The following is a 23,920-nucleotide window of genomic DNA, read 5'->3' as shown; positions in this document are numbered from 1 at the left end:
AAGAATAGCTTTACCAGGTTCCAGTATTGTTCATCGAAGCCCACGGTTCTTGGGGCGCGAGTTTTTCGCCTTTTTGCAATAATTCGATGGATATGCCGTCAGGGGATTTTATAAAAGCCATATGTCCGTCGCGAGGTGGCCGATTGATAACGATTCCCTGTTCCGATAAATGTTTGCAAGTTTCGTAGATATTGTCCACTTCATAAGCCAGATGGCCGAAATTGCGCCCGCCGTGATAGTCTTCCTTATCCCAGTTATAGGTAAGCTCGAGTTCCGGAGAATGCTTATTTTTGGCCGAATCCATGTCATCGGGCGCAGCCAGATAGACAAGGGTAAAACGCCCTTTTTCATTTTCGATGCGGCGGGTTTCCGTTAGTCCGAATACGGTGCAATAGAAATGGAGTGATTGTTCGAGGTCTTTAACCCGAACCATAGTGTGTAGGTAACGCATTTTGTTTCTCACTTTCTCTGGTCAAAAAATTTTAACGGTTTTTGAAGTCGATGTGAATATCGCAATCGATGTAAAAATGGTTGAAAAAGATTTCTTGCGATTGCGCTTCTACTATTTGGGGAAATCTTGTTAAGGGGACTTGCGCCACTAGGACCGAGCTATATTAACTGGTCGTAAAGAGAATCATACGTGATTAATGACTATTAATAGGACTGTAAGAATTATGGCGAGTGACGAAATATTGGAAGGCTTTCTTCCATCTCAAGATAGTTCTGAAACAGCAGCAACGGATGTTGTCGAAATAAGTGGCAGCATCAAATGGTTCGATGTAAGCAAAGGTTATGGTTTCATCGTTCCGGATATTGCCGGTGTTCCGGATATCCTTCTTCATGTGACTGTAATGAGACGTGACGGTTTCCATACAGCGCTCGAAGGTGCGCGTGTTGTTTGCATGGTCAAGAAAGGCGAACGTGGATTACAGTGCATTCAGGTTAAATCGATAGACCTTTCTACTGCTGTCCACCCTTCGGAATTGCCTGCACGTACCCATGTCGTGGTGTCACCGGAAAGCGGCTTGGAACGCGCAATTGTGAAATGGTTCAATCGGGAGAAGGGATTTGGCTTTCTGACGCGGGGTGAAGGGACAGAAGATATTTTCATCCATATGGAAACCTTGCGGCGTTTTGGCCTTGCCGAATTACGTCCCGGTCAGGTTGTTCTGGTACGTTATGGACGGGGTGAAAAAGGCCTTATGGCTGCGGAAATCCATCCGGATATTGCTATACCATTCCCTACACATTAGAATTTTATTTTTCTGGTAACATATTTCTTCAAAATTATAGCTTTTAAAAGACTCGCAAGTTTTTTGGGGAGTTTCCTTTCATGAAGAGTTTGATTGCGGGTTTTATCTTTTTGTTATTTACGATGGGGCAAGGTGTCTATGCTCAGGAACCAATGCGTTTACCTGTTGACAGAGCGCCCCTCGTTATCATCACAGACAGTGGTAAAATCTCTTATAATGTCGAAGTTGCCAAGACACCGGAAGAGAATGAAGCCGGACTAATGTATAGGGCGGATTTTCCTTCCGATAGAGCTATGTTATTTGTTTTTCCGGGCATTCGCATTGTGACAATGTGGATGGCAAATACACCGTTACCGCTCGATATGGTGTTCCTCGATGACAAGGGAATCATTGTATCGATTGCAGAAAATGCGGTACCATACTCAACAAAAATTGTTTCATCACATGTGGCGGCTGCCTTTACAATCGAACTTAATGCTGGTGAAGTCCGAAAAAACGACATAAAGATTGGTCAAAAAGTCGTTCATCCGGCTATATGTGGTGAATGTAAAGTGGATTAGACATGAGTGCAGAAGACGTACAATATTTCCATCATGACGGATTCAAACTTGCTTATCGGGAAGAGGGGGTCGGTGAACCGGTTTTATTAATCCACGGTTTTGCCTCGTCTTCATATGTTAATTGGTATGCACCGGGGTGGTTTCGTGTACTGAATGAGGCCGGCTATCGGGTTATAGCGATTGATAACCGTGGACACGGTTTTTCCGATAAGAGCCATGATCCTGCTGTTTATACGCCACAAGCAATGGCAGGAGATGCTGTAGCACTTCTTGATCATCTAAAAATCAAAAAGGCTCAAATCATGGGCTATTCCATGGGGGCAAGAATCACAGCTTACATGTCTATTCTCTATCCCGATTATGTTAATAGCGCTATTTTCGGTGGGCTCGGTATTGGCATGGTGACCGGTGCAGGAAACTGGGAGCCGGTGGCTGAAGCACTTTTGGCAGAAGATATTTCGACGATTACCAATAAACGGGGACTGATGTTCAGAAAGTTCGCCGACAGGACGAAAAGCGACAGGAAAGCACTTGCAGCTTGTGTTATTACTTCAAAACAGGAATTGACAGCAGCCGAAGTCCACTCGATAAAACAACCGGCATTGGTAGCTGTTGGAACTCTGGACGAAATATCGGGCGAAGCTGAACCTCTTGTGGCTTTGCTGCCCCATGGAGAAGCTTTAATAATTCCGAACAGAGATCACATGTTGGCAGTTGGTGATCCTGTCTATAAAAAGGGTGTCATTAATTTTTTGACACGCTATCCCGTTGCTTGACAATGAGCATAGACAGGGCAAACATTTTGCCCGCAAAAGAGAAGGGTAAGAAAATTGCCTTGCTGTGAACAAAAGGGTGAAGCTATCGACCCCGCCTTACTTTTAAAAAATATCAAACAAGAAGCAATGGAAGCATCGGAACAGGATCCTGCTTTAGGTGAATTTTTCCAACATGCCATCCTTGATCGCGCCAATTTATCGGAAATGATCGCCGGAAGGGTTGCTGCACGGCTTTGGACTCGCGAACTCAATGAAGAATTGTTGTCGCAAATATTTGTCGAACAGATTGATACGATGGATCATCTGGAAGATATTATCACCAGTGATATATCCGCAGTGTTTCATCGTGATCCGGCATGCAACCGCTTTATGGAGCCGGTACTTTATCTAAAAGGGTTTTTGGCTATAGAGGCTCATCGTTTTGCTCATAGTCTATGGCTCAAAGGCAGAAAAGATCTCGCACTATTTTTGCAGGGGCGGTCGTCATCGGTGTTCCAGACAGATATTCATCCGGCAGCCCGTATAGGCAAGGGGATTTTTCTGGACCACGCAACAGGTCTTGTTGTTGGAGAAACAGCAATCATTGGCGACAATGTTTCCATGTTGCAGGATGTGACGTTGGGCGGAACAGGCAAAGAGTCCGGCGATCGGCATCCTAAAATCGGTCACGGTGTTCTGATTGGTGCAGGTGCAAAAATTCTTGGCAATATTACGGTGGGAGATTGCGCAAAGATTGCAGCTTGTTCTGTTGTTCTAAAACCAGTTGCGGCCTATAGTACCGTGGCTGGTGTGCCGGCAAAAGTGGTTGGAAAAATAGCTGATAACGAACCGGCACTAAGCATGGATCAGTCAATTAATGAGTGAAATGAAAGACCCGCGCCTTTACAGAAACGAAGTTGTACCTTATCTGGCATTTTGTTTAACGATGGCAATTTTTAGGAGATCGCTGTGAAGCCTGATGAAATCAAGAAACTTGACGGCTACTTTAAGCGCAAATTTCAAAACCGGTCACTGCAAGTAAAACCCAGACCCCGTAAAGATGATTCTTGTGAGCTTTATCTTGACGACGAGTTTCTCGGGGTGATTTACCGCGACGAGGATGAAGGCGAATTGTCTTACAATTTTTCGATGGCAATTCTTGATATCGATCTCGACGAATAGTCGAGATATTGATCATTAAAATCCTCGCAAGCCGATAATTTTTTGCATAAAGCCGCTGACATTCGTTAGCGGCTTGTTTTATTTTTGTTCAGAGAAGTTTCTTTGCACGAAAGCTCACATAACCATTGCGTGCGATGATGATATGATCATGGACTGTTATGCCCAAGGCATTTGCAACATCTTTGATCATATGCGTCATCGAGATGTCGTCGCGAGAAGGCGACGGGTCGCCTGAGGGATGATTGTGAACAAGAATAAGTGCCGATGCAGAAAGTTGTAACGCACGTTTGACCACTTCCCTTGGGTAGACAGGTGTGTGATCTATAGTGCCAATTTGCTGGATTTCATCAGCAATCAATCCATTTTTCTTGTCGAGAAAAAGGACACGGAATTGCTCTCTCGTTTCATGGGCCATAGCTGCTTTGCAATAGCCAAGAACCTTATCCCACGATGAAAAAATATCCCGTTTACGTAATTCCGCACGGTTTACACGTTCGGCTATACCCGAAAGGATTTTTAAATCGCGAGCTACAGAAGGACCACATCCGGGAACTTCCTGCAAAAGTGAAATATCGGCACCGAGTACATCGGCGAGACTGCCAAACCGGTTCAACAGGGCCTTGGCTAATGGCTTCGTATCTGCGCGCGGAATCGAACGAAATAACAAGAGTTCCAGATATTCATAATCAGGAAAACCGACACCGTGGGTTTCGAAATAACGATGGCGCAATCGTTCACGGTGTCCTTTATTCTCTGCAATGAGGTTATCTTTCGATAGATCCGGCTTTCGACCGGAGAGTCCGGGCGTTAACGCAAAGGACGCTTCTTCGGAAAACGCATTTTCATCCGGATTCTTGGCCATGATATGAGGTTCCCGCTCATGAATGTGTTACGGGAACGTAGTAAGTATTATTTTGTGAAAGAGTGAAAATTTCAACACCGTCTTTTGTGACTGCCATTGTGTGCTCGTATTGTGCGGAAAGTGATCTGTCACGAGTGACAGCGGTCCAGCCATCATTAAGGATTTTCACACCAGGCTTTCCAAGATTGATCATTGGTTCAATCGTGAAAATCATTCCCTCGCGTAGTTCTGGTCCTTCACCGGGATTTCCGTAATGAAGGATATTCGGTGCATCATGGAATATAAGTCCTACACCATGGCCGCAAAAATCACGTACGACAGAACAACGCTCCGACTCGGCGTAACGCTGGATTGCAGCGCCAATGTCACCGACAGTAGCGCCCGGTTTAACTGCCGCAATCCCGCGCATGAGCGATTCGTGCGTGACTTCGAGTAAACGTTCTGAAGCTCTTTTTATCGGACCAACAGGATACATACGGCTGGTGTCACCATGCCAACCGTCTTTGATAAATGTTACGTCGACATTAACAATATCACCGGCATGAAGTTGTTTGTTTTCCGGAATTCCATGGCAAACAACATGATTGATCGATGTACAGCAGGATTTTGTGTAACCACGATAATTCAGATCGGCAGGCAGAGCATCACGATCGGCACCAAATGCGAATACAAAATCATCAATTTCCTGAGTGGTTACTCCCGGTTTGACGATGTCGACAAGTGCATCTAGACATTCTGCTGCAATCCGGCCAATTTTACGCATTCCAATGAAGGCTTCTTCATCGTAAATGCGGATTTGTCCGGTGTATTTTACAGGTGCATTTTTATAATTGACGTAACTAACCATTTGCCTAACTATTTCTATCTTTTGATACGACCGGCATATTGAACAACTTCAATTGCATGCCATATCCCAAGCGATATTCCGATCTTCTATTTCAAACGAGCCTTCGTGAGATTGGTAGATACTAATCTTATCGAAGGTGAATTCAAAGCAGCATGTTACCACTAAATCGAGACAAGCATAATCTGTGATCGATATGATTGCACGTTATTTATCGGAATAATTAAGCCGAGGGCCGCTAAGATAACGTCTTTTTTACCGATGAAAAATTTACGTCAATTCCGGCGGCTCCCTGCAAAACCGGTTAAAATCAATTAAGACGACGTGGGGGCGGGATGATGGACACAAACCCTAAAAAAATATTATTGATTCATTCAAGGTCTGTTCATCAAGTTATTTGACAGGTTGAACAAATGGAAACAGGGACGGTCATCGGGATTGAAAAATATTTATAGGACATCAAAAACGGAATTAGAAAATCAAAAATGGTACCGAGACAACGTTTGCGGGAAGAAATCATCCGTCGGGCAAAACTCTATTATCGGTAGTGTGAAACGATATTGATAATAAGACACGGAATATTTTAACCGGATATGAATATCCAGACAGGCAATTGTCCTGAAAAAAGTTAGAGAATTGCCAGAACGTCGCTAATGGTCATATTGGCGCAAAGAACCATGATCGTTGTGATAATAGCAACTGCTGTTAGTGTGATTGTTGTTTTAATTTCAATGTTCATTTTCTCGTCCCCCATAGCCACAGGTTCAATAAAAATTTATATCATCTGCAAAAATGACCGGATTTAGGCATGAAAAAGGCAATTTGTCGTTCTTTTCGAGATCAAGGTTAATGTTTGGTTGAGGTTATGTGAAAGACGCATTAAAACGCTTCAAAAATAAAAGAAGAAATGAAATGGCTGGAACAGATAGGAAAAGAGAAAATATGACGGGTGGTCCCGTTATTGTACTTGTCGAACCACAATTGCCGGAAAATATTGGTATGGTGGCACGCGCTATGGCGAATTTTGGTCTTTCCGAATTGCGGCTTGTCAACCCACGGGAAGAGTTTCCAAACGAGAAAGCTATAGCCACTGCCAGCAAAGCAGATCACATCATCAACGGTGCTCAAGTATTCGATAGTTTGCGGGAGGCAATTTCTGACATAAATTTTGTCTTTGCTACGACCGCCCGCGAGCGTGATGGTTTCAAACCGGTAAGGAGTGCAGTAGAAGCGGCAGATGCTATGCGGATAAAGGAAAAATCGGGACAACGCACTGCCATTTTATTCGGTCGGGAAAGATGGGGGTTGAATAATGAGGAAATCAGTCTGGCTGATGAAATTGTAACTTTCCCTGTCAATCCTGCATTTGCTTCTCTGAATATTGCTCAGGCCGTTTTGCTCATGTCATATGAATGGATGAAATCCGGTTTGGAACGGAAAACTGACACCGCATTTCGTAACAAGGAAATGGAACCGGCGCATAAAGCCACGCTCTACGGCCTTTTCGAACAATTGGAAGAAGCGTTGGATGTTCGCGGGTATTTCCGACCGAAAGAGCGCAAAGAGATCATGGTGGAGAACTTACGTTCGGTTCTCACTCGTGCAGCATTCAGCGAGCCGGAAATACGCCTGTTAAGGGGGGTTGTTTCTTCTCTCGATCATTTTTCACCCAAACAGCCGCGCGGGGCGGGGGCGCCGGACCATCGTAAACGGACAAAGGAAAATAGTAATTAAAATGACAGAACGGCCTATACTGTTTTTCGACAGTGGCATCGGCGGGCTTACAGTATTGCGCGAGACGCGTATTTTTATTCCCGATCGAAAATTTATCTATATCGCAGACGATGCTGCTTTTCCGTATGGGAATTGGGAAGAAGATGAGCTCAAATCCCATATTATTGACCTGTTTGCAAAGTTATTGAATCTTTATAATCCGATTCTTTGCATTGTCGCCTGCAACACCGCATCCACTCTGGTTTTAAAGGATTTGCGTCGAGCCCATCCTGATGTTCCTTTTATCGGAACAGTCCCTGCGATAAAACCTGCTGCCGAGCAAACACGTTCAGGTTTGATATCGGTTCTTGCAACACCGGGAACTGTCAAACGTGCCTATACACATGAACTCATTTCCTCTTTTGCTTCCAAGTGTCACGTGAGACTCGTGGGAAGCGCCAAATTAGCCGGTTTTGCGGAAGATTATTTAAGAAGGAAGCCGGTTGATCGCGCATCTCTGAAACAAGAGATAGCGCCGTGCTTTGTCGAGAAAGACGGCCATCACACCGACATTGTTGTACTTGCTTGTACACATTATCCATTTCTGGTCAATCTGTTTCGCAAAAATGCAAAGTGGCCGGTTGACTGGATTGATCCTGCAGAAGCAGTAGCAAAACGTGCATTATCTTTGCTTCCGGATGCCGACCAAGTCCAGACTCTGACGGAACATCTTGATCTTGCCCATTTTACTTCCGGCAGGACCGACTATGCGACAAACAGATTGCTTCATGGATTCGGTTTGCGTTTGACTCCACTTGGTCAAGAATGAAGATTTAATTTCAAAATCGGGATACCACATAATTTCAGTGTTTAATCAAGGACCAAGATACAAGATCGTATCCTTTAGGACTGGCTTCGATAAATTGTAGAAAGGGCAAGCGTAGGGCTCTAACGGATTGCAGCTAATTTACGTGGGCAACCGAACCGGTTTAAACTTTTTAACCTGCATTCAGGCGCATTTTTCGACCCTAAAATTGTTTTTGGAACGAAATTTACAAACTTCGTTTTGTATCGTGCCAAAAATCGCAGAAAATAGGCGCTGTTTTTCAACCTATATAGGTCTGTCCGCTTGACTTCGGATGTTAATTTCATTAAAGAACCTCACAAGTTTTTTCGGTAGACGATAAAGCTTTAACCGACGTGTCCCGTGGACATTTGCGCAAAGCTTGCGCGATTTGTCCTGTCAGTTCATGATTTTTCATGGGCAGAGGAGGGCGCGTTTCCCGGAAACAAAAAATATTGTTTCGATATTGAATTTTAAGGAAATGCGATGAGCAAGCGCGAAACTACGAAATATAAAATTGACCGCCGCATGGGCGAAAACATTTGGGGGCGTCCGAAGTCTCCGGTTAACCGTCGTGAATATGGTCCGGGTCAACATGGTCAACGCCGTAAAGGCAAGCTTTCCGATTATGGCACCCAATTGCGCGCCAAGCAGAAACTGAAAGGTTTCTATGGTGATATTTCGGAAAAACAATTCCACCGCATTTACGAAGAAGCTGGCCGTCGTCGTGGTGACACAGGCGAAAACTTGATCGGTCTTCTCGAATCACGCCTTGATGCAATTGTTTATCGTGCAAAATTTGTTCCGACAATCTTTGCTGCCCGTCAGTTCATCAATCATGGTCATGTGAATGTGAATGGTCGTCGCACCAACATTCAATCTTATCGTTGCAAGCCCGGTGATGTAATTGAAGTTCGCGAAAAGTCGAAACAATTGGCACTTGTTCTTGAAGCAACCCAGTTGCCGGAACGCGATGTTCCCGATTACATTGAAGCCGATCACACCAAGATGAAGGCAACCTACACACGCATTCCGGCTTTTGCCGATGTTCCATATGCTGTCCAGATGGAACCAAATCTGGTTGTCGAATTTTATTCACGTTAATCGTGAAGCAAATTTTCGGTTTATGCAGGGAGCCCATCGGCTCCCTGTTTTTGTTTTAGGACATTTTTGAAGGAAGGTGAAATGGTTGCACTGAATGATATCGACGATAATGTTGATGGTTGTCATCCGCTATTTCGTGATGCTCCTTCAACTGTTGAATTCAATAAGCTCAGAAAACGTTTGTTGCGGCATATGCGTCAGGCGTTGGATGACTTTTCGATGATTAAACCGGGGCAGAAATGGCTCGTCGCTTTGTCTGGTGGCAAAGATTCTTATGGATTGCTTGCCCTTCTCCTTGATCTGAAATGGCGCGGCCTATTGCCGGTTGATATTTTGGCTTGCAATCTCGATCAGGGGCAACCCGGATTTCCAAAAAATGTTTTACCGGACTTTTTGAAACACTATGGAATTCCCTTCAGGATTGAATATCAGGACACTTATTCCATAGTCACTGAAAAATTGGATAATACGCAAACCTACTGCTCGCTCTGCTCAAGATTAAGGCGGGGCAATCTTTACAGGATTGCGCGTGAAGAGGGGTGCTCTGCTTTGGTTCTCGGGCACCATCGTGACGATGTGCTGGAAACGTTTTTCATGAATCTTTTTCACGGCGGACGTTTGGCTGCCATGCCGGGCAAGCTGGTAAATGACGAGGGAGATATGCTGGTTTTGCGGCCGCTTGTCTATGCAGCTGAAGAAGATCTTGCAAAATTTGCCGAAGCTATGCAGTTTCCTATTATCCCATGCAATCTTTGTGGCAGTCAGGACGGTCTTCAGCGCAATGCAATGAAACATATGCTGAATGATATTGAAAAGAAAATGCCCGGTCGAAAAGACACGATGATACGTGCATTGACAAATGTTCGTCCAAGCCACTTGTTGGACAAGAAGCTTTTCGATTTCAGTGGTCTTTAAGTATGTTTTTATTCCACTCCTTAACACTTATCTTTCGGTTATGGAGCCGGCGGAAAATAAAGATCGAATAGGTCTTTTTCCGACATAAGACAATAAAACGATCCGGCTTTAATATGTTGGAACAGGGATAGTTTTATTTGCTTTTAAGAAACAACTGAAAGCCAATTCTGAAACAGCAGAAGACAAGCGGTTCTATCGTAAGTTTGTGATGTTGTCCGGTATAGCGGGCTCAATCTTTGTCTGAATTCATGAGCGTAACATGAGATCTATGACGGGCTCCGGAAAATAGCCTTCCTTTTTCGGCTATCAGTATCAATATGATTGCGCCACATGAAAGCAGAAAAAAACCTCCTGCAATCGGAATTGTCGTACCGTCAAATTTTTGCGCAATAACAAATCCCAGCCCTGCACCGATAATCGTTTGCAGAAAGCCGAATACCGAGGAAGCAGTTCCTGCAACCTTTCCGAGTGGTTCCATGGCAAGCGAGTTGAAATTGGCACCTAATCCACCATAGGAAAACATGATGGTGATAAGCAGCACCATGAAATATAGGAATGGTGTGGAACCTCCTGCAGAGATCGAGCCGATAAACCAGATCAATGATGCGAAACAAAAAATCAACAACAGAGAATGGGAAATTTTTCGCATTCCGAAGCGGCCCACAAATAGCGAATTCAGAAAAGCGGAAAGGGCCTGAAAGGCGGCGACAAGAGCAAAAGCCGCAGGAAACCACGGACCAAGATGATAAATTCCATCATAAATCTGTTGTGAGGTGTTAAGGGTGCAAAATAACCCCCCGAGCGCCATCGAAAATGCTAAAGTATAGCAAAGTGAAATCCGATTTGAGAGGACCATCACAAGGCTTTCTCCAACAGACGAAAAGGTCAGAGGGCGTTCTTCATATAAGGTTTCGGGCAAGCGAAAATAAACCCAGAAAGCGATAAGGGTACCGGCCAATGCCATAAAGAGAAAGATAAATTGCCAATGACCAAAAATCATAATTGCTTGACCGATTGCCGGTGCAACAACTGGGACGATCATGAAGACCATCATGACAATGGACATAACTTCAGCCATTTGGCGACCGCCATATATGTCACGCACAACGGAAACTGTGAGAACGCGGGTTGCCGCCGCGCCGATTCCCTGAATAGCCCGCAATATCAATAACCATGCAAAACTTGGAGCAAAGGCACAGGCTGCAGATGAAAGTGAATAAAATATCAAACCGGCTATAATAGGTTTGCGCCTACCGAACCGGTCGCTGATCGGCCCGAATAACAATTGCGATAATCCGAAGCCGACGAGATAAGAAAAAATAATATAATGTTGGTCATTTTCCCCCGACATCCGAAGACTATGGGACATGTCAGTCATTGCCGGCAACATAATGTCAATGGCTATTGCATTGGTCGCCATAAGTGTTGCGATCATGACTATAAATTCTTTATAGCCAAGATTTGCCTTTACCTCATCTATGTGATGTTGTTCGCTCGAATGATGTGACATGGGGTCCCTATAACAAAAGTGCCGATCATAAGACCGGCACAATGATTAAAATGGCAATAGTCCTGATATGATTTAGGCAGTTTTAACAGCTATGCCTTTCTCTTCAAGCAAATTCTGCAATTCACCGTTCTGGAACATTTCACGGATGATATCACAGCCGCCAACGAATTCTCCCTTTACATAAAGTTGCGGGATGGTTGGCCAATTTGAATAGTCTTTAATTGCTTGACGTAATTCGTCCGAAGTCAATACATTGACACCTTTATAGTCAAGTCCGAGATAATCCAGAATTTGTACCACTTGTCCAGAAAAGCCACACTGGGGAAAACCGGGCGTGCCTTTCATAAACAGTACAATGTCATTGGATTTGACTTCGTTATCAATAAAATCGCGGGCAGCGGTCATTTCTTTTCCTTCCGTTTAAGCCACTTAAGGCTATCGAAAAATCGAGTTATATGTATGGTTAAAAAGGGAATGAAACAAGCCCTTTCGCAATAAAGTCCGCGTCAATCCGGTACACTGGTTTGTAGGGCAAGTGCATGAAGCACACCACCCATAGTGCCTTTCAAAGCGTTATAAACCATTTGATGCTGCTGTACACGGTTCTTGCCGCGAAAGCTTTCGGCAACGACTTCGGCTGCATAATGTTCACCGTCACCGGCCAAATCGCGGATTGTCACTTTGGCATCGGGAATGCCATCACGAATGAGTTTCTCAATCTCATGTGCGTCCATTGCCATAATGCATCTCCTATATTTTATTCGGTCAGAATAGCATAATCTGAATAGCTAATCGACGGTTGGTTATTTATTTTCCATAAAGTCCGGAAACCAGCTTTCATAGGCATTTTCAAGTTGTTTGGCAGAGAGTTTGATCTGTCCTTCAATGACCAAATCTTGGCCGGTCACTTTACCCAGATTGGTAAGTTTTACGCCGGCTTTTTTGGCTTGTTCTTGAACAGCAGCATATTTATCAGCATTGACAGATATCAGGTAACGAGCCTGATCTTCGCCAAACAGTTCTGCATGGGCAGGCGTCTTTCCGGTTAATTTCGCACTTACACCATGATGCGATTTCATAACCATTTCCGCCAGAGCAATTGCCAAGCCGCCATCAGAAAGGTCATGACAAGCGGTGATCATTCCGGCTGTTATCAATTTTCTGATGAAACAACCATTTTTCTTTTCTTTGTCAAGATCAACGTGGGGAGGGGTACCTTCTGCCTTGCCCAAAATATCGCGTAAATAAACTGATTGTCCTAAATGGGAGCCACAATCACCAACGAGAATGATAAGATCTCCGTCTTTCATTCCATCAATTTTTGCCATCTTATGCCAATCCTCGATCAGACCGACACCTGCCATTGTGGGGGTAGGCAATATGCCCTCGCCATTGGTTTCATTGTAAAGTGAAACATTTCCGGATACGATCGGAAAATCAAGCTTTTTACATGCTTCACCAATACCTTTGATTGCATAGACAAGCTGGCCCATAATTTCAGGCTTTTCAGGGTTGCCGAAATTCAAATTGTCGCTACAGGCAAGCGGTTTGGCACCGGTTGCACAGAGATTACGCCAACATTCGGCAACAGCTTGTTTACCGCCCTCGAATGGATCAGCCTGACAGTATCTCGGTGTAACATCGGAAGAAAAAGCAAGTGCCTTATGGGTATTTCCCTCGACACGGATAACACCGGCATCGCCGCCCGGGCGCACCAGACTATTTCCCTGAATAAGGGTATCATATTGCTCATAGACCCAACGCTTCGAACTCTGGTCAGCGGAACAGAGAAGTTTCAATAATGCATCCTGCAGATTTACCTGTCGGATATTAGCAATATCTATTTCTTTAGCCTCTACAGGTTTTACCCATGGCCGATCATATTCCGGCGCTTCATCACCCAATTTTTTAATGGGAAGATTGGCGACTTCTTCACCGTGATGAAGAACGCGGAAGCGTAAATCATCAGTCGTTTTCCCGACGATAGCAAAATCAAGACCCCATTTTTTGAAGATTGCAGCGGCTTCTTTTTCGAGTTCCGGTTTCAAAATCATCAGCATGCGTTCCTGACTTTCGGAAAGCATCATCTCGTAAGCTGACATATTGATTTCACGAACCGGTACACGATCCAGATCAAGTTCGATACCGAGATCGCCCTTTGCTCCCATTTCAACGGCAGAGCAGGTGAGGCCGGCTGCCCCCATATCCTGAATGGCAATGACGGCACCTGATGCCATGAGTTCCAGGCACGCTTCCAACAGGCATTTTTCGGTAAAGGGATCGCCTACCTGAACAGTAGGCCGTTTTTCACCAATTGTTTCATCAAATTCGGCGGAAGCCATGGTCGCTCCGCCGACACCGTCACGACCGGTTTTGGCGCCGAGATAAACAACAGGAAGCCCGACACCTTCGGCTTTGGAATAAAAAAGTGCATTGGTTTTAGCGATTCCCGCAGCAAATGCATTGACGAGGATATTTCCGTTATAGCTCTTGTCAAAATTCACTTCGCCGCCAACGGTTGGTACACCGAATGCATTTCCATATCCGCCGACACCGGAAACCACGCCGGAGACGAGATGTCTCGTGCGTGGATGATCCGGTGAACCAAAACGAAGCGCATTCATGGCCGCAACCGGTCTTGCTCCCATTGTGAACACATCACGCAAAATTCCGCCAACACCGGTGGCCGCGCCCTGATATGGCTCGATATAGGAAGGGTGGTTGTGGCTTTCCATTTTGAAGACAACGCATTCGCCATCACCGATGTCTACAACGCCGGCATTTTCACCAGGCCCCTGAATCACGCAATCGCCTTTTGTAGGAAGCGTTCTGAGCCATTTCTTCGATGATTTATATGAGCAATGTTCGTTCCACATTGCCGAAAAGATTCCGAGTTCTGTGAACGATGGTTCACGACCGACAAGCTCGAGAATACGCGCATATTCGTCGGGCTTTAACCCGTGTGCAGCAATGAGTTCAGGTGTAATGGCAATGTCGTTCTTCACGCTCATTGATTGGCTCCATCAAACAAGTTTATTTTCAGCATCGCTAAAAAATTTTCAATCAGCACTGGTTATCGCCTTTGACCCAGCGGTCGATGTCCTCGGCTATAGCATTGCCATGAGTGGTTGCCATAAGCGGACCATAAACGGAAACCCTTGCAGGATTACCCTCAGCTTCAACGACTAAAATCGGCTTGCCACCGGGTGTGTTTTTGGGAACGATCAGCATGCGCGGGCGACCTGAATATGATTGCAATTCCGGTTCAAAACCATAGCGCCTGAATTCCGATTTATTCGATTTGAACCAGCAGCGATTGGCCGTTAGCGCTACACGTTCCATGGTCTTTAATGCAGGTTCGCCGCTAGCAAGTTCGATATTTCCCGGACCAACTTTTTCGGTGCAGGCTACGAGCGCTAACATAACGGATAAAAACGAACAACTCGCTAGATATTTAATTTTCATGCTGCAAGTCCTAATGCGCTAGTAAACAGTCTTTTTCCGTCCATTCCGCCATGGGCGGGTTCGATCAAATCTTCCGGATGTGGCATCAAACCCAGGACGTTGCCCTTTTCATTGATGATACCGGCAATATCATTGATTGATCCATTCGGATTTGTCCCTTCGGCATAGCGAAATACAACCTGTCCGTTCCCCTCCAGTTGCTCGATAGTATCTTTATCGGCATAATAGTTACCGTCATGGTGGGCGACAGGACAACGTATGATTTCGCCTTTATGATAGGCGTTTGAAAATGCTGTGTTCTCGTTGACAATTTGGAGTTTGACTTCGCGGCAAGCAAATCGCAAAGAGGCATTACGCATCAACGCACCGGGAAGCAATCCGGCTTCAACCAGAATTTGGAAACCATTGCAGACACCGATAATCTTTGTCCCTTTTTCCGCATGTTCGAACACCGCTTTCATAACCGGCATGCGCGCGGCAATTGCGCCACAACGAAGATAATCTCCGTAAGAAAAGCCACCGGGGATAACGATAAGATCGACATCGGGAATTGTCGTCTCTGTCTGCCAGATCTTTAAAGGCTCTACGCCGGTAATCAAACGGAGAGCGTCAATCATATCGCGGTCGCGATTTAGTCCGGGTAACTGGATAACAGCCGTTTTCATTACAATATCCGTTTCCGATTAGAGAAGTTCTATCCGATAATTCTCGATGACTGTATTGGCGAGCAGTTGTTCACACATTGCTGTCAGCTGTTTTTTTGCCTCGTCTTCGGTGAGATCGTTAAGCACAATATCAAAAATTTTGCCCTGCCTGACGGACTCGATGCCTTTGAAATCAAGGCTATCCAAAGCGCCGACAATGGCTTTACCTTGTGGATCAAGAACGCCTGTCTTTAAGGTGACGGTTACGCGCGCTTTCATCATTTATTCCTGCATTTCTTTTGCCAAAAAGGTAAGGCGGCCCAGAAAGCCGCCCGATGAACTATTTTACAAGAACAGGACCATTTGGTCGGGGTTGTTCATTCTCATTCATGATTCCCAACCGTTTTGCAACTTCCTGATAGGCTTCGATCAGCCCGCCCATATCGCGACGGAAGCGGTCTTTGTCCATTTTTTCCTTGGTATTGATGTCCCAAAGGCGTGAAGAATCAGGTGAAATTTCGTCTGCCAATACAATATGCATAACGTCACCTTCCCACAACCGGCCAAACTCCATTTTGAAGTCCACAAGCTCAATACCGACACCGACGAATAAGCCGGTCAAAAAGTCGTTTATCCTTATGGAAAGTTGCATAATGTCCTCAAGTTCGGCAGGAGTAGCCCAGCCGAAGGCAGTAATATGTTCTTCCGACACCATCGGATCGTCAAGCTTGTCTTTTTTATAGTAAAATTCGATGATTGATTGGGGGAGGGGGGTGCCTTCTTCGATGTCGAGCCGTTTCGACAAAGAGCCGGCGGCAACATTTCTAACAACAACTTCGAGTGGCACCATATCAACAGCTTTGATGAGCTGTTCGCGCATGTTGAGGCGTTTGATAAAGTGTGTCGGAATACCGATACGTGCAAGCTGAGTGAAAATATATTCCGATATGCGGTTGTTCAAAACTCCTTTACCGTCAATAATTTCATGCTTTTTCGCATTGAACGCGGTAGCATCATCCTTAAAAAACTGGATGTAAGTGCCCGGCTCGGGCCCTTCATATAAAATTTTTGCTTTGCCTTCATAGACGCGATTACGACGGTTCATGGCTTTTTCCTTAAATTAACCGGATAAATTAGCTTGATGTTTCCCTAACTCAATTCCGCGTATTTCACAATCATCTCTTGTCGATAGACACCAAAATTTCCCGCTTTGATACAAGTTAATTTACAGTATACTATTGCTAACGGGATTTAAATGTTGCAAGAACATCCCGACAAGCCGGATCATGGCAAAAATTAGGAGAGATTCTCATGGACGGGATGAAAGAACGTGCGGATGCTTTCGAGCATAAATATATGATCGATGAGGAGCTTCGTTTCAAAGCGAATGCACAGCGCAACCGCATGATCGGCCTTTGGGCTGCTGACCGTCTTGGTAAAACCGGCGAAGCTGCCGATGAATACGCCAAAGAAGTCGTCAGAACCTCATTCCAGCGTGGGAACGAGGAAGCGGTTATCGAGAAAATTGTCCATGATTTTCAAGCTACCAATGTTGCAATTAGCGAAACCGACCTACGCAAGAAAATGGCGCAACTTCTAGAAGAATCTTTGGAGCGTGTTCGAAACGCTTGAGTGGAATTGTCAATCTCATCCATCTATTCAGCTGCCGGGCTTTTGACCCGGCAAATTTTTTTCATCTCAAAGCTTTCCCAGAAACTGGGAAAAGACCATAAGGCCTTCCGGCCACGGACCGTAACCCGAAGCAGAATTTATGTGACCGGCTTCACCAGCATCAATAAATAAAGAGCCCCAGTCTTTCGCAATATCTTCGGCAACGGCGAAATCGCAATATTCGTCATTGCGACTGGCTATAACGATTGATGGAAACGGCAAGCGGTCACGCGGGTAGGGTCCAAATGTCATAAGGTGCTTTGGACGAATATCGGGATTTGCCACGTCAGGTGGAGCAACGAGAAAAGCACCCCGCACTTTTTTACCAAGAAAAGGAACCGAAAGGATAGATGTGGGGACGCCGAGTGAATGGGCGACAATGACAACAGGTTTTTGAGCTGCTTCAACTTCCTTGATTAATTCCCGAGTCCAGTCTTCACGAACGGGTTTCGACCATTCGGCCTGCTCGACACGATGGGCGGTTGAAAGCTTTTGCTCCCACCGTGTTTGCCAATGATCAGGACCGGAGCCCTGATAACCGGGAACAATTAGGATATCGACCTCATTTACCCTCATCCAAAGACCTCTTGATAAAATCGCGACTGATCAACCGTAACCATTAAATAGGCAATTGGACGATCAGACAGATCAGATCATACAACTTTGCCGATTTCTGATTGGCGACAGCCACGTATTATGTGAATAAATACCATAAAATCTATCCGAAAACCCGGTGGAAAATCGTATCAACATGTTTTGTATGGTATCCGAGATCGAATTTTTCGCGAATTTCTTCCTCGCTCAAAACGCGACGGACATCAGGATCAGCGAGAAGTTCCTGAAGAAAATCTTTCCCGTGTTCCCAGACCTGCATGGCATTACGCTGAACAATCCGGTACGCATCCTCGCGACTAACGCCTTTTTGTGTCAGAGCCAGAAGTACGCGTTGCGAATTCACCAAACCATGAAATTTGTTAAGGTTTTTCATCATATTTTCAGGATAGACGAGCAGCTTATCAATAACCGAAGTAAGCCGTGCCAATGCGAAATCAAGAGTTATAGTGGCATCCGGACCGATAAATCTCTCCACGGAGGAATGGGAAATGTCGCGTTCATGCCAAAGAGCAACATCTTCCATGGCAGGAAAAGCGAAAGAACGTATCATGCGGGAAAGCCCGGTGAGATTTTCTGAAAGAACCGGATTGCGTTTATGGGGCATTGCAGATGACCCTTTTTGGCCGGGGGAGAAATATTCCTCGGCTTCAAGAACTTCTGTTCTTTGCAAGTGACGAATTTCAATTGCCAGACGTTCTATAGATGAAGCAATAACACCGAGTGTTGCAAAAAACATAGCATGTCTGTCACGCGGGATAATTTGCGTCGAGATCGGTTCGGGACGCATACCCAATTGATCGGCGACATAGGCTTCAACACGCGGGTCGATATTAGCAAATGTCCCTACAGCACCGGAAATGGCACAGGTAGAAATTTCTTCTTTTGCAGCGACAAGCCGCGCGCGGCAGCGTGAAAATTCAGCATAGGCAAATGCCAATTTAAGCCCGAAAGTTGTCGGTTCTGCATGAATGCCGTGGCTGCGACCGATCATGACCGTGTCTTTATATTCAAAGGCACGTTTTTTAAGAGCTTTAAGCAACTCGTCCATGTCTTTGATCAAAATATCGGAGGCGCGCATCAGTTGAACATTGAGCGTGGTGTCGAGCACATCGGAAGAAGTCATGCCCTGATGGACAAAACGCGAATCAGGTCCAATAAATTCGGCAAGATGCGTCAAAAAAGCGATAACATCATGTTTTGTTACAGCTTCAATCTCCTCAATACGGGAGACATCGAATTTTGCGTTGCTACCTTTTTCCCAGATATTTTTTGCAGCTTCTTCCGGAATAACACCGAGTTTGGCTAATGCCGTGCAAGCGTGTGCCTCAATCTCGAACCAGATGCGGTATTTTGTTTCTGGCGACCAGATGGAGACCATTTCAGGACGGGAATAACGCGGTATCATGATCGAGTTCCTTCTGTTTCAGCGTCTTGCTGCTTTGCGCAAGGCGTCAATGCGTGTTTTGTAAATTTCTTTATTACCATTTTTAAATATTGCAGATCCTGCAACAAAAGCGTTTGCACCAGCCGAAGCCGCGCTCCCGATTGTTTCGGCTGTAATTCCGCCATCAACTTCGAGGGTAATTGGCCGATTTCCAATCATTGCATGTATTTTTTTGATTTTCTCGACCATCGCCGGAATAAAACTCTGGCCGCCAAACCCCGGATTGACTGTCATAACAAGAATGAGATCAATTTGATCAAGAAGATATTCAATGATGTGTTCCGGTGTACCCGGATTAAGCGAAATGCCGGCTTTCTTGCCCAATGCTCTTATGGCCTGCAAAGAACGGTGCGGATGAGGAGTCGATTCGGCGTGGACTGTTATAATGTCTGCTCCGGCTTTGGCGAAACTTTCCAGATAGGAATCAACAGGAGAGATCATCAGATGGACATCGAAGACGGCGCTCGTTACCGGTCTTATAGCTTTTACAACATCCGGACCGAAGGTGATATTGGGCACAAAATGACCATCCATCACGTCAACATGAATCCAGTCAGCACCAGCGGCGACGACATCTGTAATTTCCTGACCAAGACAAGAAAAGTCTGAAGCCAGAATTGAAGGGGCAATTATTTGTTGCAAAGACATTCCAATCTCCTCGGCTGCTGCTTCCTATCACGTAGTTTTCCAGTATAAAACCCGTTTTTCGGCCGATCCACACCTGAACGCATTCATTATCAAAGTTATTTTAACCGAGATTGCTAGCATTTTAGGAAAATTTTGCGTACTAATGCACTGTAAATTTTACTAAAAATGGAAAAAGAACCAACCGGCAGATTTGAAAATTGAATTATGACTGAACATTCAACACATTTAATTTCGTCAGACAAGCCGATTGTAACGGTTTCCTCGGTCGACTATCGTAATGCGATGAGCCATTTTGCCGGAGCAGTTCATATTGTCACAACCGATGGCTCCAAAAATAAACGGGGTGTTACAATTTCGGCCTGTTGTTCTCTTTCCGATAACCCTCCGACTGTTCTTGTTTGTCTGATGAGACAACATGAAGAAAACAGAATTTTTATTGAAAATGAAAAGTTCTGTGTGAACACTTTGGCAGGGCATCACAAAAACCTGTCGGATATTTTTGCGGGTCGCGGCGGACTTTCCCAGGAACAACGATTTTTGCAAGCAGAATGGGGCACATTGAGAACAGGAGCACCGGTTCTCTCAGATGCGCTTGTTGCACTCGATTGCCAGTTGGTTGGTTGGCACATTCATGCCACCCATTATGTTTTGATTGGCGAAGTGGTGGCGGTTAAAACCCATCCCGGAATTGATGCCCTGATGTATCTTGACCGCAATTACCGGACATTGCCACTCATCTAGGTTTACACTGCTGCTCTAGGTTTATTTTTTAGCAAAATCGCGCGGCACATCACCGGTCCGCTTGAGTTTCATTCCGACAACAGGAATAAGGTCATCCTGAATTTTTACTGAAACGGTGATATTCATCGAGTTTTTATCTTCAAGACGCGCCATCATAGCGCCATTGAGTTGCTTGCGGTTCAATCCGAAAACCATCCGGTCGGCGCCGACTTTACCGGAGACGACATCAAGTCCATCACCTTTTGCACCGTCATTGAATTCGCCGGAAAAGCCAGAGGGACCTCTCTGAACAGTTGCTTTCATCGGCTGTGAAAAAACGCCGACGCGACAATTGCCATCAAGTGTCATGCCAACTTGAGACACTTCAGTTGTGCCGGCAAAAGTACAAGTGAATTTTGTTCCTTTATATTTTCCGGCAACGACTTCTCCGGGACCCGCCCAGCTCCCTTCTATCGAGCGAAAGAAGTCAACATCGCTGTCAGCTGCGAAGCTTGTTGTCACCATTGATGATGATGCTATAGTCAACCCAATAAAAGCCGAAAAGATTTTTTTCATAATGGCGTTACTCTGCCTTTTACACAAATTACGCAAAACCGTACGAAACGATGTGACCTGTTAAGACAAATCCGCATCGCCAGCTATTATCGGAAAAAATGGTTAATTCTTTATTCGTTATTTTCCCGTTCGAGTGTTTTTTTTAGTTTTTCTTTGTCTTTATTTCGGTTGAAACCAATCAGGTCTCCGGTAAAATCACTTATGCCGGGTCTTTTTTCTCCGTCAAACGGGAAAGGGCGGAGTGCATCCATTGTTGCTATGCCGATGCGCGTTGTCATCAAACCATTGACTACGCCTTCACCCAAACGTGCAGACAAGCGGGTTGCAAGTCCCTGTCCAATAAATTGTTCGACAAGACCATCGCCGACGGCAAGAGTACCGGTGACGGCAAGATGGGAAATGACACGCTTTACGAGGGAAATCAGACCGAAACGTTCAGGACGTGCTCCATAAAGCGTTGCCAGACGACGAATGAGCCCGACAACTTCATAAAGAACATAGCCAAGATCAATAATAGCGCGGGGGCTCACGGCTGTCACAACCGAAACACGTTTTGCAGAATTGAGAATCATTTTTCGCGCTTCAAGATCGAGTGGGCGTAGAATTTCATATTCGGCGAGATGGATCAGTGCTTTGCCATCTATAATATCTCCGTTGTGCGATAACATAGCCTGTCTCCCCTCGGATATATAAGGGCTTCGGGCCGTGTAGCGTATCAATTCTTCAACCGATTTCCTCGCAAGATTGATGTTGTCCGTTAGCGCGGCTTCTTCCGCATTTTTCCTTATTTTATCAACTGACGCCAGACGCAATAATGCGCGCACTTCACCGATGATGAAGCAAAGGAGAGCGATACCACCTACAATAGTAATAATCAGGGCAATAAAGCCTAAAAATTGGTATTCGGCAAAGAGCGAGCGTATGAGGCCATCTGCCGATAAACCGAGTGCCAAAATCAATAATAGCAAGACGGATGATAAAAATATTCTACCGCTTGTAAAAGTGCGTTTGGTTTCGGATGTGTTATTATTCTCAAGCTCGTTCAGTTCGCTTAATGCCTCGTCCAGAAAAGGATCGCTCTGGTCCTCTTCAATTGACTTCAGGTCGTTTATTGCCTGTGGTTTGCGACTGGTCATATCAAATAATCTCCGAATAGAAATTCCAATGCACGGTCGAGACGGATTTGCGGAAAGGGCTGATTCATTTTTAATTGCGGCGGTAAAAAACGGACAAATTGTAACTTTTCAGGCAAATTTTCTTTTAACAGTTGAGATAATGATTGAGGCAAATCACCGGGGAAAATAGCTGTTTCGGTTTTTCCATCAAATACCATATCGCCAATTGTTTCACCTTTCATCGGTGTTCCTATGACAACGGCCAAGCTTTCGCCGTTTTTTTCGCTCGTTCCTTCTTTTGTAGAACGTAGTGAAGCCACTGCCAATGTATCGGTTAAAACGCCTTTCAACTCAGCTTTATCCATGGCAGTCCGGACAATTTCCGAGGTGATATTTTCGAGACGAGCATGGTTGATATGATGGAGATAGTCGGCTTTCGTGGAAGCTACCAAAATACGATCGATCTTGTGCTGAACGAGTGCACTGAGAAGATGGTTTTTGCCAGCCTTAAAGCAGTCGAGAATTTCGCATAACGCATTTTGCATTTCGAGAATTGAAGCGGTTCCCCCATTTATGGCGTCGAGAGAATCAACCAGAATGACCTGACGATCAAGACGAGCAATATATTCTCGAAAAAATGGTTTAATAACCAGATTTTTATAGGCCTCATATCGCTGTTCCATAATCTTTGCTATAGAGTTATCGGGAAATTCGGCAATTCCCAAATCGGGTAGGGGTGAAAAGCTAAGAACAGGCGCGCCTTCAAAACTGCCAGGTATGAGAAACCGTCCCGGAGGAAGCGCGGATATCATGGTACCGGAATTTTTTGCCGAGCGTAAATAGCTTTTGAAACTTTCAGCCAGAACTTCAATATCGCGCTCGTTTGCCTCATTGAGGAAGTTAACACTCCGGATCGCACCAAGCCAGGCTTTCGCATGTGCTTTGTGTTCAGGTGAATTGGCTCTTGCAATTGATTGGGCACTGAATTCACGGTAATTTTTTTGAAGTAATGGCAAATCAAGGAGCCATTCGCCAGGATAATCAATAATATCAATCGAAAGCTTTTTCTGTTTGGAACCTGAAAACTTTTGCGAACGCGTTAGAAATTCGAGTTTCAGGCGAAGTTGGGAAAGTGAACGCGTGGATTGCGGCCAAAGTTTTTCATTAACCAAACGATCGATATGTTTTTCAAATTCAAATCGAGCTATTTTACTATCCGGTTGTTCGGCAAGCCGTGCGTTCAGCAGCCTTCCTTCGCGTGCGACTTCGAATATCGGCAAACGACCGGAATAAAGCAGATTTTGAATTAACGATGTGATGAAGACCGTCTTTCCGGCTCCGGAAAGTCCCGTCACCCCCAGTCGCAACGTGGGATTGAAGGTACTTTTCGTCCGGTCTCTCAAAGCATCGAATGCAATGACCGCTTCGTCTTTTAATGATGTTAAAGAAGGCAAATAAACTCAATCCTCAATTAATTTCT

At 45.1% G+C, this 23,920-nt stretch carries 28 protein-coding genes; 11 read left to right on the top strand and 17 right to left on the bottom strand.

Annotated elements, in window-relative coordinates; translation table 11 throughout:
* Positions 1-10 precede the first annotated feature (10 nt).
* Positions 11-451, bottom strand: a complete 441-nt coding sequence (gene gloA, locus H3S82_RS07600; RefSeq protein ID WP_198232663.1) for a lactoylglutathione lyase — start codon at positions 449-451, stop codon at positions 11-13.
* Positions 452-674: 223 nt separating this feature from the next.
* Here gloA and H3S82_RS07595 point away from each other — a divergent pair, with 223 nt between their 5' ends.
* From H3S82_RS07595 to H3S82_RS07575, 5 genes are all read left to right on the top strand, one after another.
* The gene (locus tag H3S82_RS07595) at positions 675-1,253 is read left to right on the top strand and encodes a cold-shock protein (protein ID WP_077971657.1); all 579 of its coding nucleotides are present in this window, start codon (positions 675-677) and stop codon (positions 1,251-1,253) included.
* A gap of 80 nt (positions 1,254-1,333) precedes the next feature.
* Positions 1,334-1,813: a DUF192 domain-containing protein gene (locus H3S82_RS07590; protein WP_198232662.1), complete on the top strand. Its 480-nt coding sequence runs from the start codon at positions 1,334-1,336 to the stop codon at positions 1,811-1,813.
* Between the two features lie 2 nt (positions 1,814-1,815).
* Positions 1,816-2,589, top strand: a complete 774-nt coding sequence (locus tag H3S82_RS07585) for an alpha/beta fold hydrolase (protein ID WP_198232661.1) — start codon at positions 1,816-1,818, stop codon at positions 2,587-2,589.
* Positions 2,590-2,643: 54 nt separating this feature from the next.
* A complete protein-coding gene (gene cysE, locus H3S82_RS07580; RefSeq protein ID WP_246785250.1) occupies positions 2,644-3,453 on the top strand; it encodes a serine O-acetyltransferase in 810 nt (269 codons plus the stop codon).
* 84 nt (positions 3,454-3,537) lie between these two features.
* Positions 3,538-3,750: a DUF3126 family protein gene (locus H3S82_RS07575; protein ID WP_077971651.1), complete on the top strand. Its 213-nt coding sequence runs from the start codon at positions 3,538-3,540 to the stop codon at positions 3,748-3,750.
* 88 nt (positions 3,751-3,838) lie between these two features.
* On the opposite strand, the gene radC is transcribed toward H3S82_RS07575, so the two are convergent.
* Positions 3,839-4,612 carry a DNA repair protein RadC gene (gene radC, locus H3S82_RS07570; RefSeq protein ID WP_198232660.1) on the bottom strand — a complete coding sequence of 258 codons (774 nt, stop codon included), beginning with the start codon at positions 4,610-4,612 and terminating at the stop codon, positions 3,839-3,841.
* A 16-nt stretch (positions 4,613-4,628) separates the two neighbouring features.
* Positions 4,629-5,459, bottom strand: coding sequence for a type I methionyl aminopeptidase (gene map, locus H3S82_RS07565; RefSeq protein ID WP_198232659.1), 831 nt, complete (start codon positions 5,457-5,459; stop codon positions 4,629-4,631).
* Between the two features lie 909 nt (positions 5,460-6,368).
* Between map and H3S82_RS07560 the strand changes: the two genes are divergently transcribed.
* From H3S82_RS07560 to ttcA, 4 genes are all read left to right on the top strand, one after another.
* Positions 6,369-7,190 carry an RNA methyltransferase gene (locus tag H3S82_RS07560; protein WP_198224502.1) on the top strand — a complete coding sequence of 274 codons (822 nt, stop codon included), beginning with the start codon at positions 6,369-6,371 and terminating at the stop codon, positions 7,188-7,190.
* Between the two features lies 1 nt (position 7,191).
* Positions 7,192-7,998: a glutamate racemase gene (gene murI / locus H3S82_RS07555; RefSeq protein ID WP_078039584.1), complete on the top strand. Its 807-nt coding sequence runs from the start codon at positions 7,192-7,194 to the stop codon at positions 7,996-7,998.
* 501 nt (positions 7,999-8,499) lie between these two features.
* Positions 8,500-9,117, top strand: a complete 618-nt coding sequence (gene rpsD / locus H3S82_RS07550) for a 30S ribosomal protein S4 (RefSeq protein ID WP_075870585.1) — start codon at positions 8,500-8,502, stop codon at positions 9,115-9,117.
* Between the two features lie 81 nt (positions 9,118-9,198).
* The gene (gene ttcA / locus H3S82_RS07545; RefSeq protein WP_198232658.1) at positions 9,199-10,032 is read left to right on the top strand and encodes a tRNA 2-thiocytidine(32) synthetase TtcA; all 834 of its coding nucleotides are present in this window, start codon (positions 9,199-9,201) and stop codon (positions 10,030-10,032) included.
* A 229-nt stretch (positions 10,033-10,261) separates the two neighbouring features.
* On the opposite strand, the gene H3S82_RS07540 is transcribed toward ttcA, so the two are convergent.
* From H3S82_RS07540 to purC, 8 genes are all read right to left on the bottom strand, one after another.
* On the bottom strand, positions 10,262-11,542 hold the full coding sequence (locus H3S82_RS07540; RefSeq protein ID WP_198232657.1) for a multidrug effflux MFS transporter: 1,281 nt from the start codon (positions 11,540-11,542) through the stop codon (positions 10,262-10,264).
* 72 nt (positions 11,543-11,614) lie between these two features.
* A complete protein-coding gene (gene grxD / locus H3S82_RS07535) occupies positions 11,615-11,947 on the bottom strand; it encodes a Grx4 family monothiol glutaredoxin (RefSeq protein ID WP_077971641.1) in 333 nt (110 codons plus the stop codon).
* 101 nt (positions 11,948-12,048) lie between these two features.
* Positions 12,049-12,282 (bottom strand): BolA/IbaG family iron-sulfur metabolism protein, encoded by a 234-nt coding sequence (locus tag H3S82_RS07530; protein WP_077971639.1) that lies wholly within the window; start codon positions 12,280-12,282, stop codon positions 12,049-12,051.
* A 63-nt stretch (positions 12,283-12,345) separates the two neighbouring features.
* Entirely contained in the window at positions 12,346-14,553 is a 2,208-nt protein-coding gene (gene purL, locus H3S82_RS07525) for a phosphoribosylformylglycinamidine synthase subunit PurL (protein ID WP_198224506.1), read from the bottom strand.
* 52 nt (positions 14,554-14,605) lie between these two features.
* A complete protein-coding gene (locus H3S82_RS07520) occupies positions 14,606-15,007 on the bottom strand; it encodes a hypothetical protein (RefSeq protein WP_198224508.1) in 402 nt (133 codons plus the stop codon).
* Entirely contained in the window at positions 15,004-15,672 is a 669-nt protein-coding gene (purQ, locus tag H3S82_RS07515; protein WP_198224510.1) for a phosphoribosylformylglycinamidine synthase subunit PurQ, read from the bottom strand. The genes H3S82_RS07520 and purQ overlap by 4 nt, the downstream gene beginning before the upstream one ends.
* A gap of 18 nt (positions 15,673-15,690) precedes the next feature.
* Entirely contained in the window at positions 15,691-15,930 is a 240-nt protein-coding gene (purS, locus tag H3S82_RS07510; RefSeq protein WP_077971633.1) for a phosphoribosylformylglycinamidine synthase subunit PurS, read from the bottom strand.
* Positions 15,931-15,991: 61 nt separating this feature from the next.
* Positions 15,992-16,756, bottom strand: coding sequence for a phosphoribosylaminoimidazolesuccinocarboxamide synthase (gene purC / locus H3S82_RS07505; RefSeq protein ID WP_077971630.1), 765 nt, complete (start codon positions 16,754-16,756; stop codon positions 15,992-15,994).
* 206 nt (positions 16,757-16,962) lie between these two features.
* Between purC and H3S82_RS07500 the strand changes: the two genes are divergently transcribed.
* Complete coding sequence (locus H3S82_RS07500) at positions 16,963-17,283, top strand: DUF1476 domain-containing protein (protein WP_077971628.1); 321 nt, start codon at positions 16,963-16,965, stop codon at positions 17,281-17,283.
* 66 nt (positions 17,284-17,349) lie between these two features.
* On the opposite strand, the gene H3S82_RS07495 is transcribed toward H3S82_RS07500, so the two are convergent.
* The 3 genes from H3S82_RS07495 to rpe all read right to left on the bottom strand — a co-directional run bounded on the left by H3S82_RS07495 (position 17,350) and on the right by rpe (position 20,029).
* Positions 17,350-17,898, bottom strand: coding sequence for an alpha/beta hydrolase (locus tag H3S82_RS07495; protein ID WP_077971626.1), 549 nt, complete (start codon positions 17,896-17,898; stop codon positions 17,350-17,352).
* 142 nt (positions 17,899-18,040) lie between these two features.
* Positions 18,041-19,342 carry an adenylosuccinate lyase gene (gene purB, locus H3S82_RS07490; protein ID WP_077971625.1) on the bottom strand — a complete coding sequence of 434 codons (1,302 nt, stop codon included), beginning with the start codon at positions 19,340-19,342 and terminating at the stop codon, positions 18,041-18,043.
* 18 nt (positions 19,343-19,360) lie between these two features.
* Complete coding sequence (rpe, locus tag H3S82_RS07485; protein WP_198232656.1) at positions 19,361-20,029, bottom strand: ribulose-phosphate 3-epimerase; 669 nt, start codon at positions 20,027-20,029, stop codon at positions 19,361-19,363.
* A 204-nt stretch (positions 20,030-20,233) separates the two neighbouring features.
* Here rpe and H3S82_RS07480 point away from each other — a divergent pair, with 204 nt between their 5' ends.
* On the top strand, positions 20,234-20,770 hold the full coding sequence (locus H3S82_RS07480; RefSeq protein WP_077971623.1) for a flavin reductase: 537 nt from the start codon (positions 20,234-20,236) through the stop codon (positions 20,768-20,770).
* A gap of 21 nt (positions 20,771-20,791) precedes the next feature.
* Here H3S82_RS07480 and H3S82_RS07475 read toward each other — a convergent pair whose 3' ends face one another.
* The 3 genes from H3S82_RS07475 to H3S82_RS07465 all read right to left on the bottom strand — a co-directional run bounded on the left by H3S82_RS07475 (position 20,792) and on the right by H3S82_RS07465 (position 23,894).
* Positions 20,792-21,325 (bottom strand): hypothetical protein, encoded by a 534-nt coding sequence (locus H3S82_RS07475; RefSeq protein WP_077971622.1) that lies wholly within the window; start codon positions 21,323-21,325, stop codon positions 20,792-20,794.
* 110 nt (positions 21,326-21,435) lie between these two features.
* The gene (locus H3S82_RS07470) at positions 21,436-22,461 is read right to left on the bottom strand and encodes a YcjF family protein (RefSeq protein WP_198232655.1); all 1,026 of its coding nucleotides are present in this window, start codon (positions 22,459-22,461) and stop codon (positions 21,436-21,438) included.
* Positions 22,458-23,894, bottom strand: coding sequence for a YcjX family protein (locus H3S82_RS07465; RefSeq protein WP_198232654.1), 1,437 nt, complete (start codon positions 23,892-23,894; stop codon positions 22,458-22,460). The genes H3S82_RS07470 and H3S82_RS07465 overlap by 4 nt, the downstream gene beginning before the upstream one ends.
* Positions 23,895-23,920 lie beyond the last annotated feature (26 nt).

Origin of the sequence: Bartonella sp. M0192 (genome assembly GCF_016102305.1) — a bacterium.
Classification (GTDB): domain Bacteria; phylum Pseudomonadota; class Alphaproteobacteria; order Rhizobiales; family Rhizobiaceae; genus Bartonella; species Bartonella apihabitans.
Note: the sequence above shows the minus strand (reverse complement) of the source record. Positions and strands in the feature narration are given on the sequence as shown.

Bases quoted from the DNA above. Each gene is read 5' to 3' on its own strand.
- H3S82_RS07560 (WP_198224502.1), top strand. From the start codon at position 6,369: ATGGCTGGAACAGATAGGAAAAGAGAAAATATGACGGGTGGTCCCGTT.
- H3S82_RS07475 (WP_077971622.1), bottom strand. From the start codon at position 21,325: ATGAAAAAAATCTTTTCGGCTTTTATTGGGTTGACTATAGCATCATCA.
- radC (WP_198232660.1), bottom strand. From the start codon at position 4,612: ATGGCCAAGAATCCGGATGAAAATGCGTTTTCCGAAGAAGCGTCCTTT.
- H3S82_RS07495 (WP_077971626.1), bottom strand. From the start codon at position 17,898: ATGAGGGTAAATGAGGTCGATATCCTAATTGTTCCCGGTTATCAGGGC.
- map (WP_198232659.1), bottom strand. From the start codon at position 5,459: ATGGTTAGTTACGTCAATTATAAAAATGCACCTGTAAAATACACCGGA.
- gloA (WP_198232663.1), bottom strand. From the start codon at position 451: ATGCGTTACCTACACACTATGGTTCGGGTTAAAGACCTCGAACAATCA.
- purQ (WP_198224510.1), bottom strand. From the start codon at position 15,672: ATGAAAACGGCTGTTATCCAGTTACCCGGACTAAATCGCGACCGCGAT.
- H3S82_RS07595 (WP_077971657.1), top strand. From the start codon at position 675: ATGGCGAGTGACGAAATATTGGAAGGCTTTCTTCCATCTCAAGATAGT.
- H3S82_RS07520 (WP_198224508.1), bottom strand. From the start codon at position 15,007: ATGAAAATTAAATATCTAGCGAGTTGTTCGTTTTTATCCGTTATGTTA.
- purB (WP_077971625.1), bottom strand. From the start codon at position 19,342: ATGATACCGCGTTATTCCCGTCCTGAAATGGTCTCCATCTGGTCGCCA.
- H3S82_RS07480 (WP_077971623.1), top strand. From the start codon at position 20,234: ATGACTGAACATTCAACACATTTAATTTCGTCAGACAAGCCGATTGTA.
- purS (WP_077971633.1), bottom strand. From the start codon at position 15,930: ATGAAAGCGCGCGTAACCGTCACCTTAAAGACAGGCGTTCTTGATCCA.
- ttcA (WP_198232658.1), top strand. From the start codon at position 9,199: ATGGTTGCACTGAATGATATCGACGATAATGTTGATGGTTGTCATCCG.
- purL (WP_198224506.1), bottom strand. From the start codon at position 14,553: ATGAGCGTGAAGAACGACATTGCCATTACACCTGAACTCATTGCTGCA.
- H3S82_RS07540 (WP_198232657.1), bottom strand. From the start codon at position 11,542: ATGTCACATCATTCGAGCGAACAACATCACATAGATGAGGTAAAGGCA.
- H3S82_RS07590 (WP_198232662.1), top strand. From the start codon at position 1,334: ATGAAGAGTTTGATTGCGGGTTTTATCTTTTTGTTATTTACGATGGGG.
- purC (WP_077971630.1), bottom strand. From the start codon at position 16,756: ATGAACCGTCGTAATCGCGTCTATGAAGGCAAAGCAAAAATTTTATAT.
- rpsD (WP_075870585.1), top strand. From the start codon at position 8,500: ATGAGCAAGCGCGAAACTACGAAATATAAAATTGACCGCCGCATGGGC.
- H3S82_RS07470 (WP_198232655.1), bottom strand. From the start codon at position 22,461: ATGACCAGTCGCAAACCACAGGCAATAAACGACCTGAAGTCAATTGAA.
- H3S82_RS07585 (WP_198232661.1), top strand. From the start codon at position 1,816: ATGAGTGCAGAAGACGTACAATATTTCCATCATGACGGATTCAAACTT.
- rpe (WP_198232656.1), bottom strand. From the start codon at position 20,029: ATGTCTTTGCAACAAATAATTGCCCCTTCAATTCTGGCTTCAGACTTT.
- H3S82_RS07530 (WP_077971639.1), bottom strand. From the start codon at position 12,282: ATGGCAATGGACGCACATGAGATTGAGAAACTCATTCGTGATGGCATT.
- murI (WP_078039584.1), top strand. From the start codon at position 7,192: ATGACAGAACGGCCTATACTGTTTTTCGACAGTGGCATCGGCGGGCTT.
- H3S82_RS07500 (WP_077971628.1), top strand. From the start codon at position 16,963: ATGGACGGGATGAAAGAACGTGCGGATGCTTTCGAGCATAAATATATG.
- grxD (WP_077971641.1), bottom strand. From the start codon at position 11,947: ATGACCGCTGCCCGCGATTTTATTGATAACGAAGTCAAATCCAATGAC.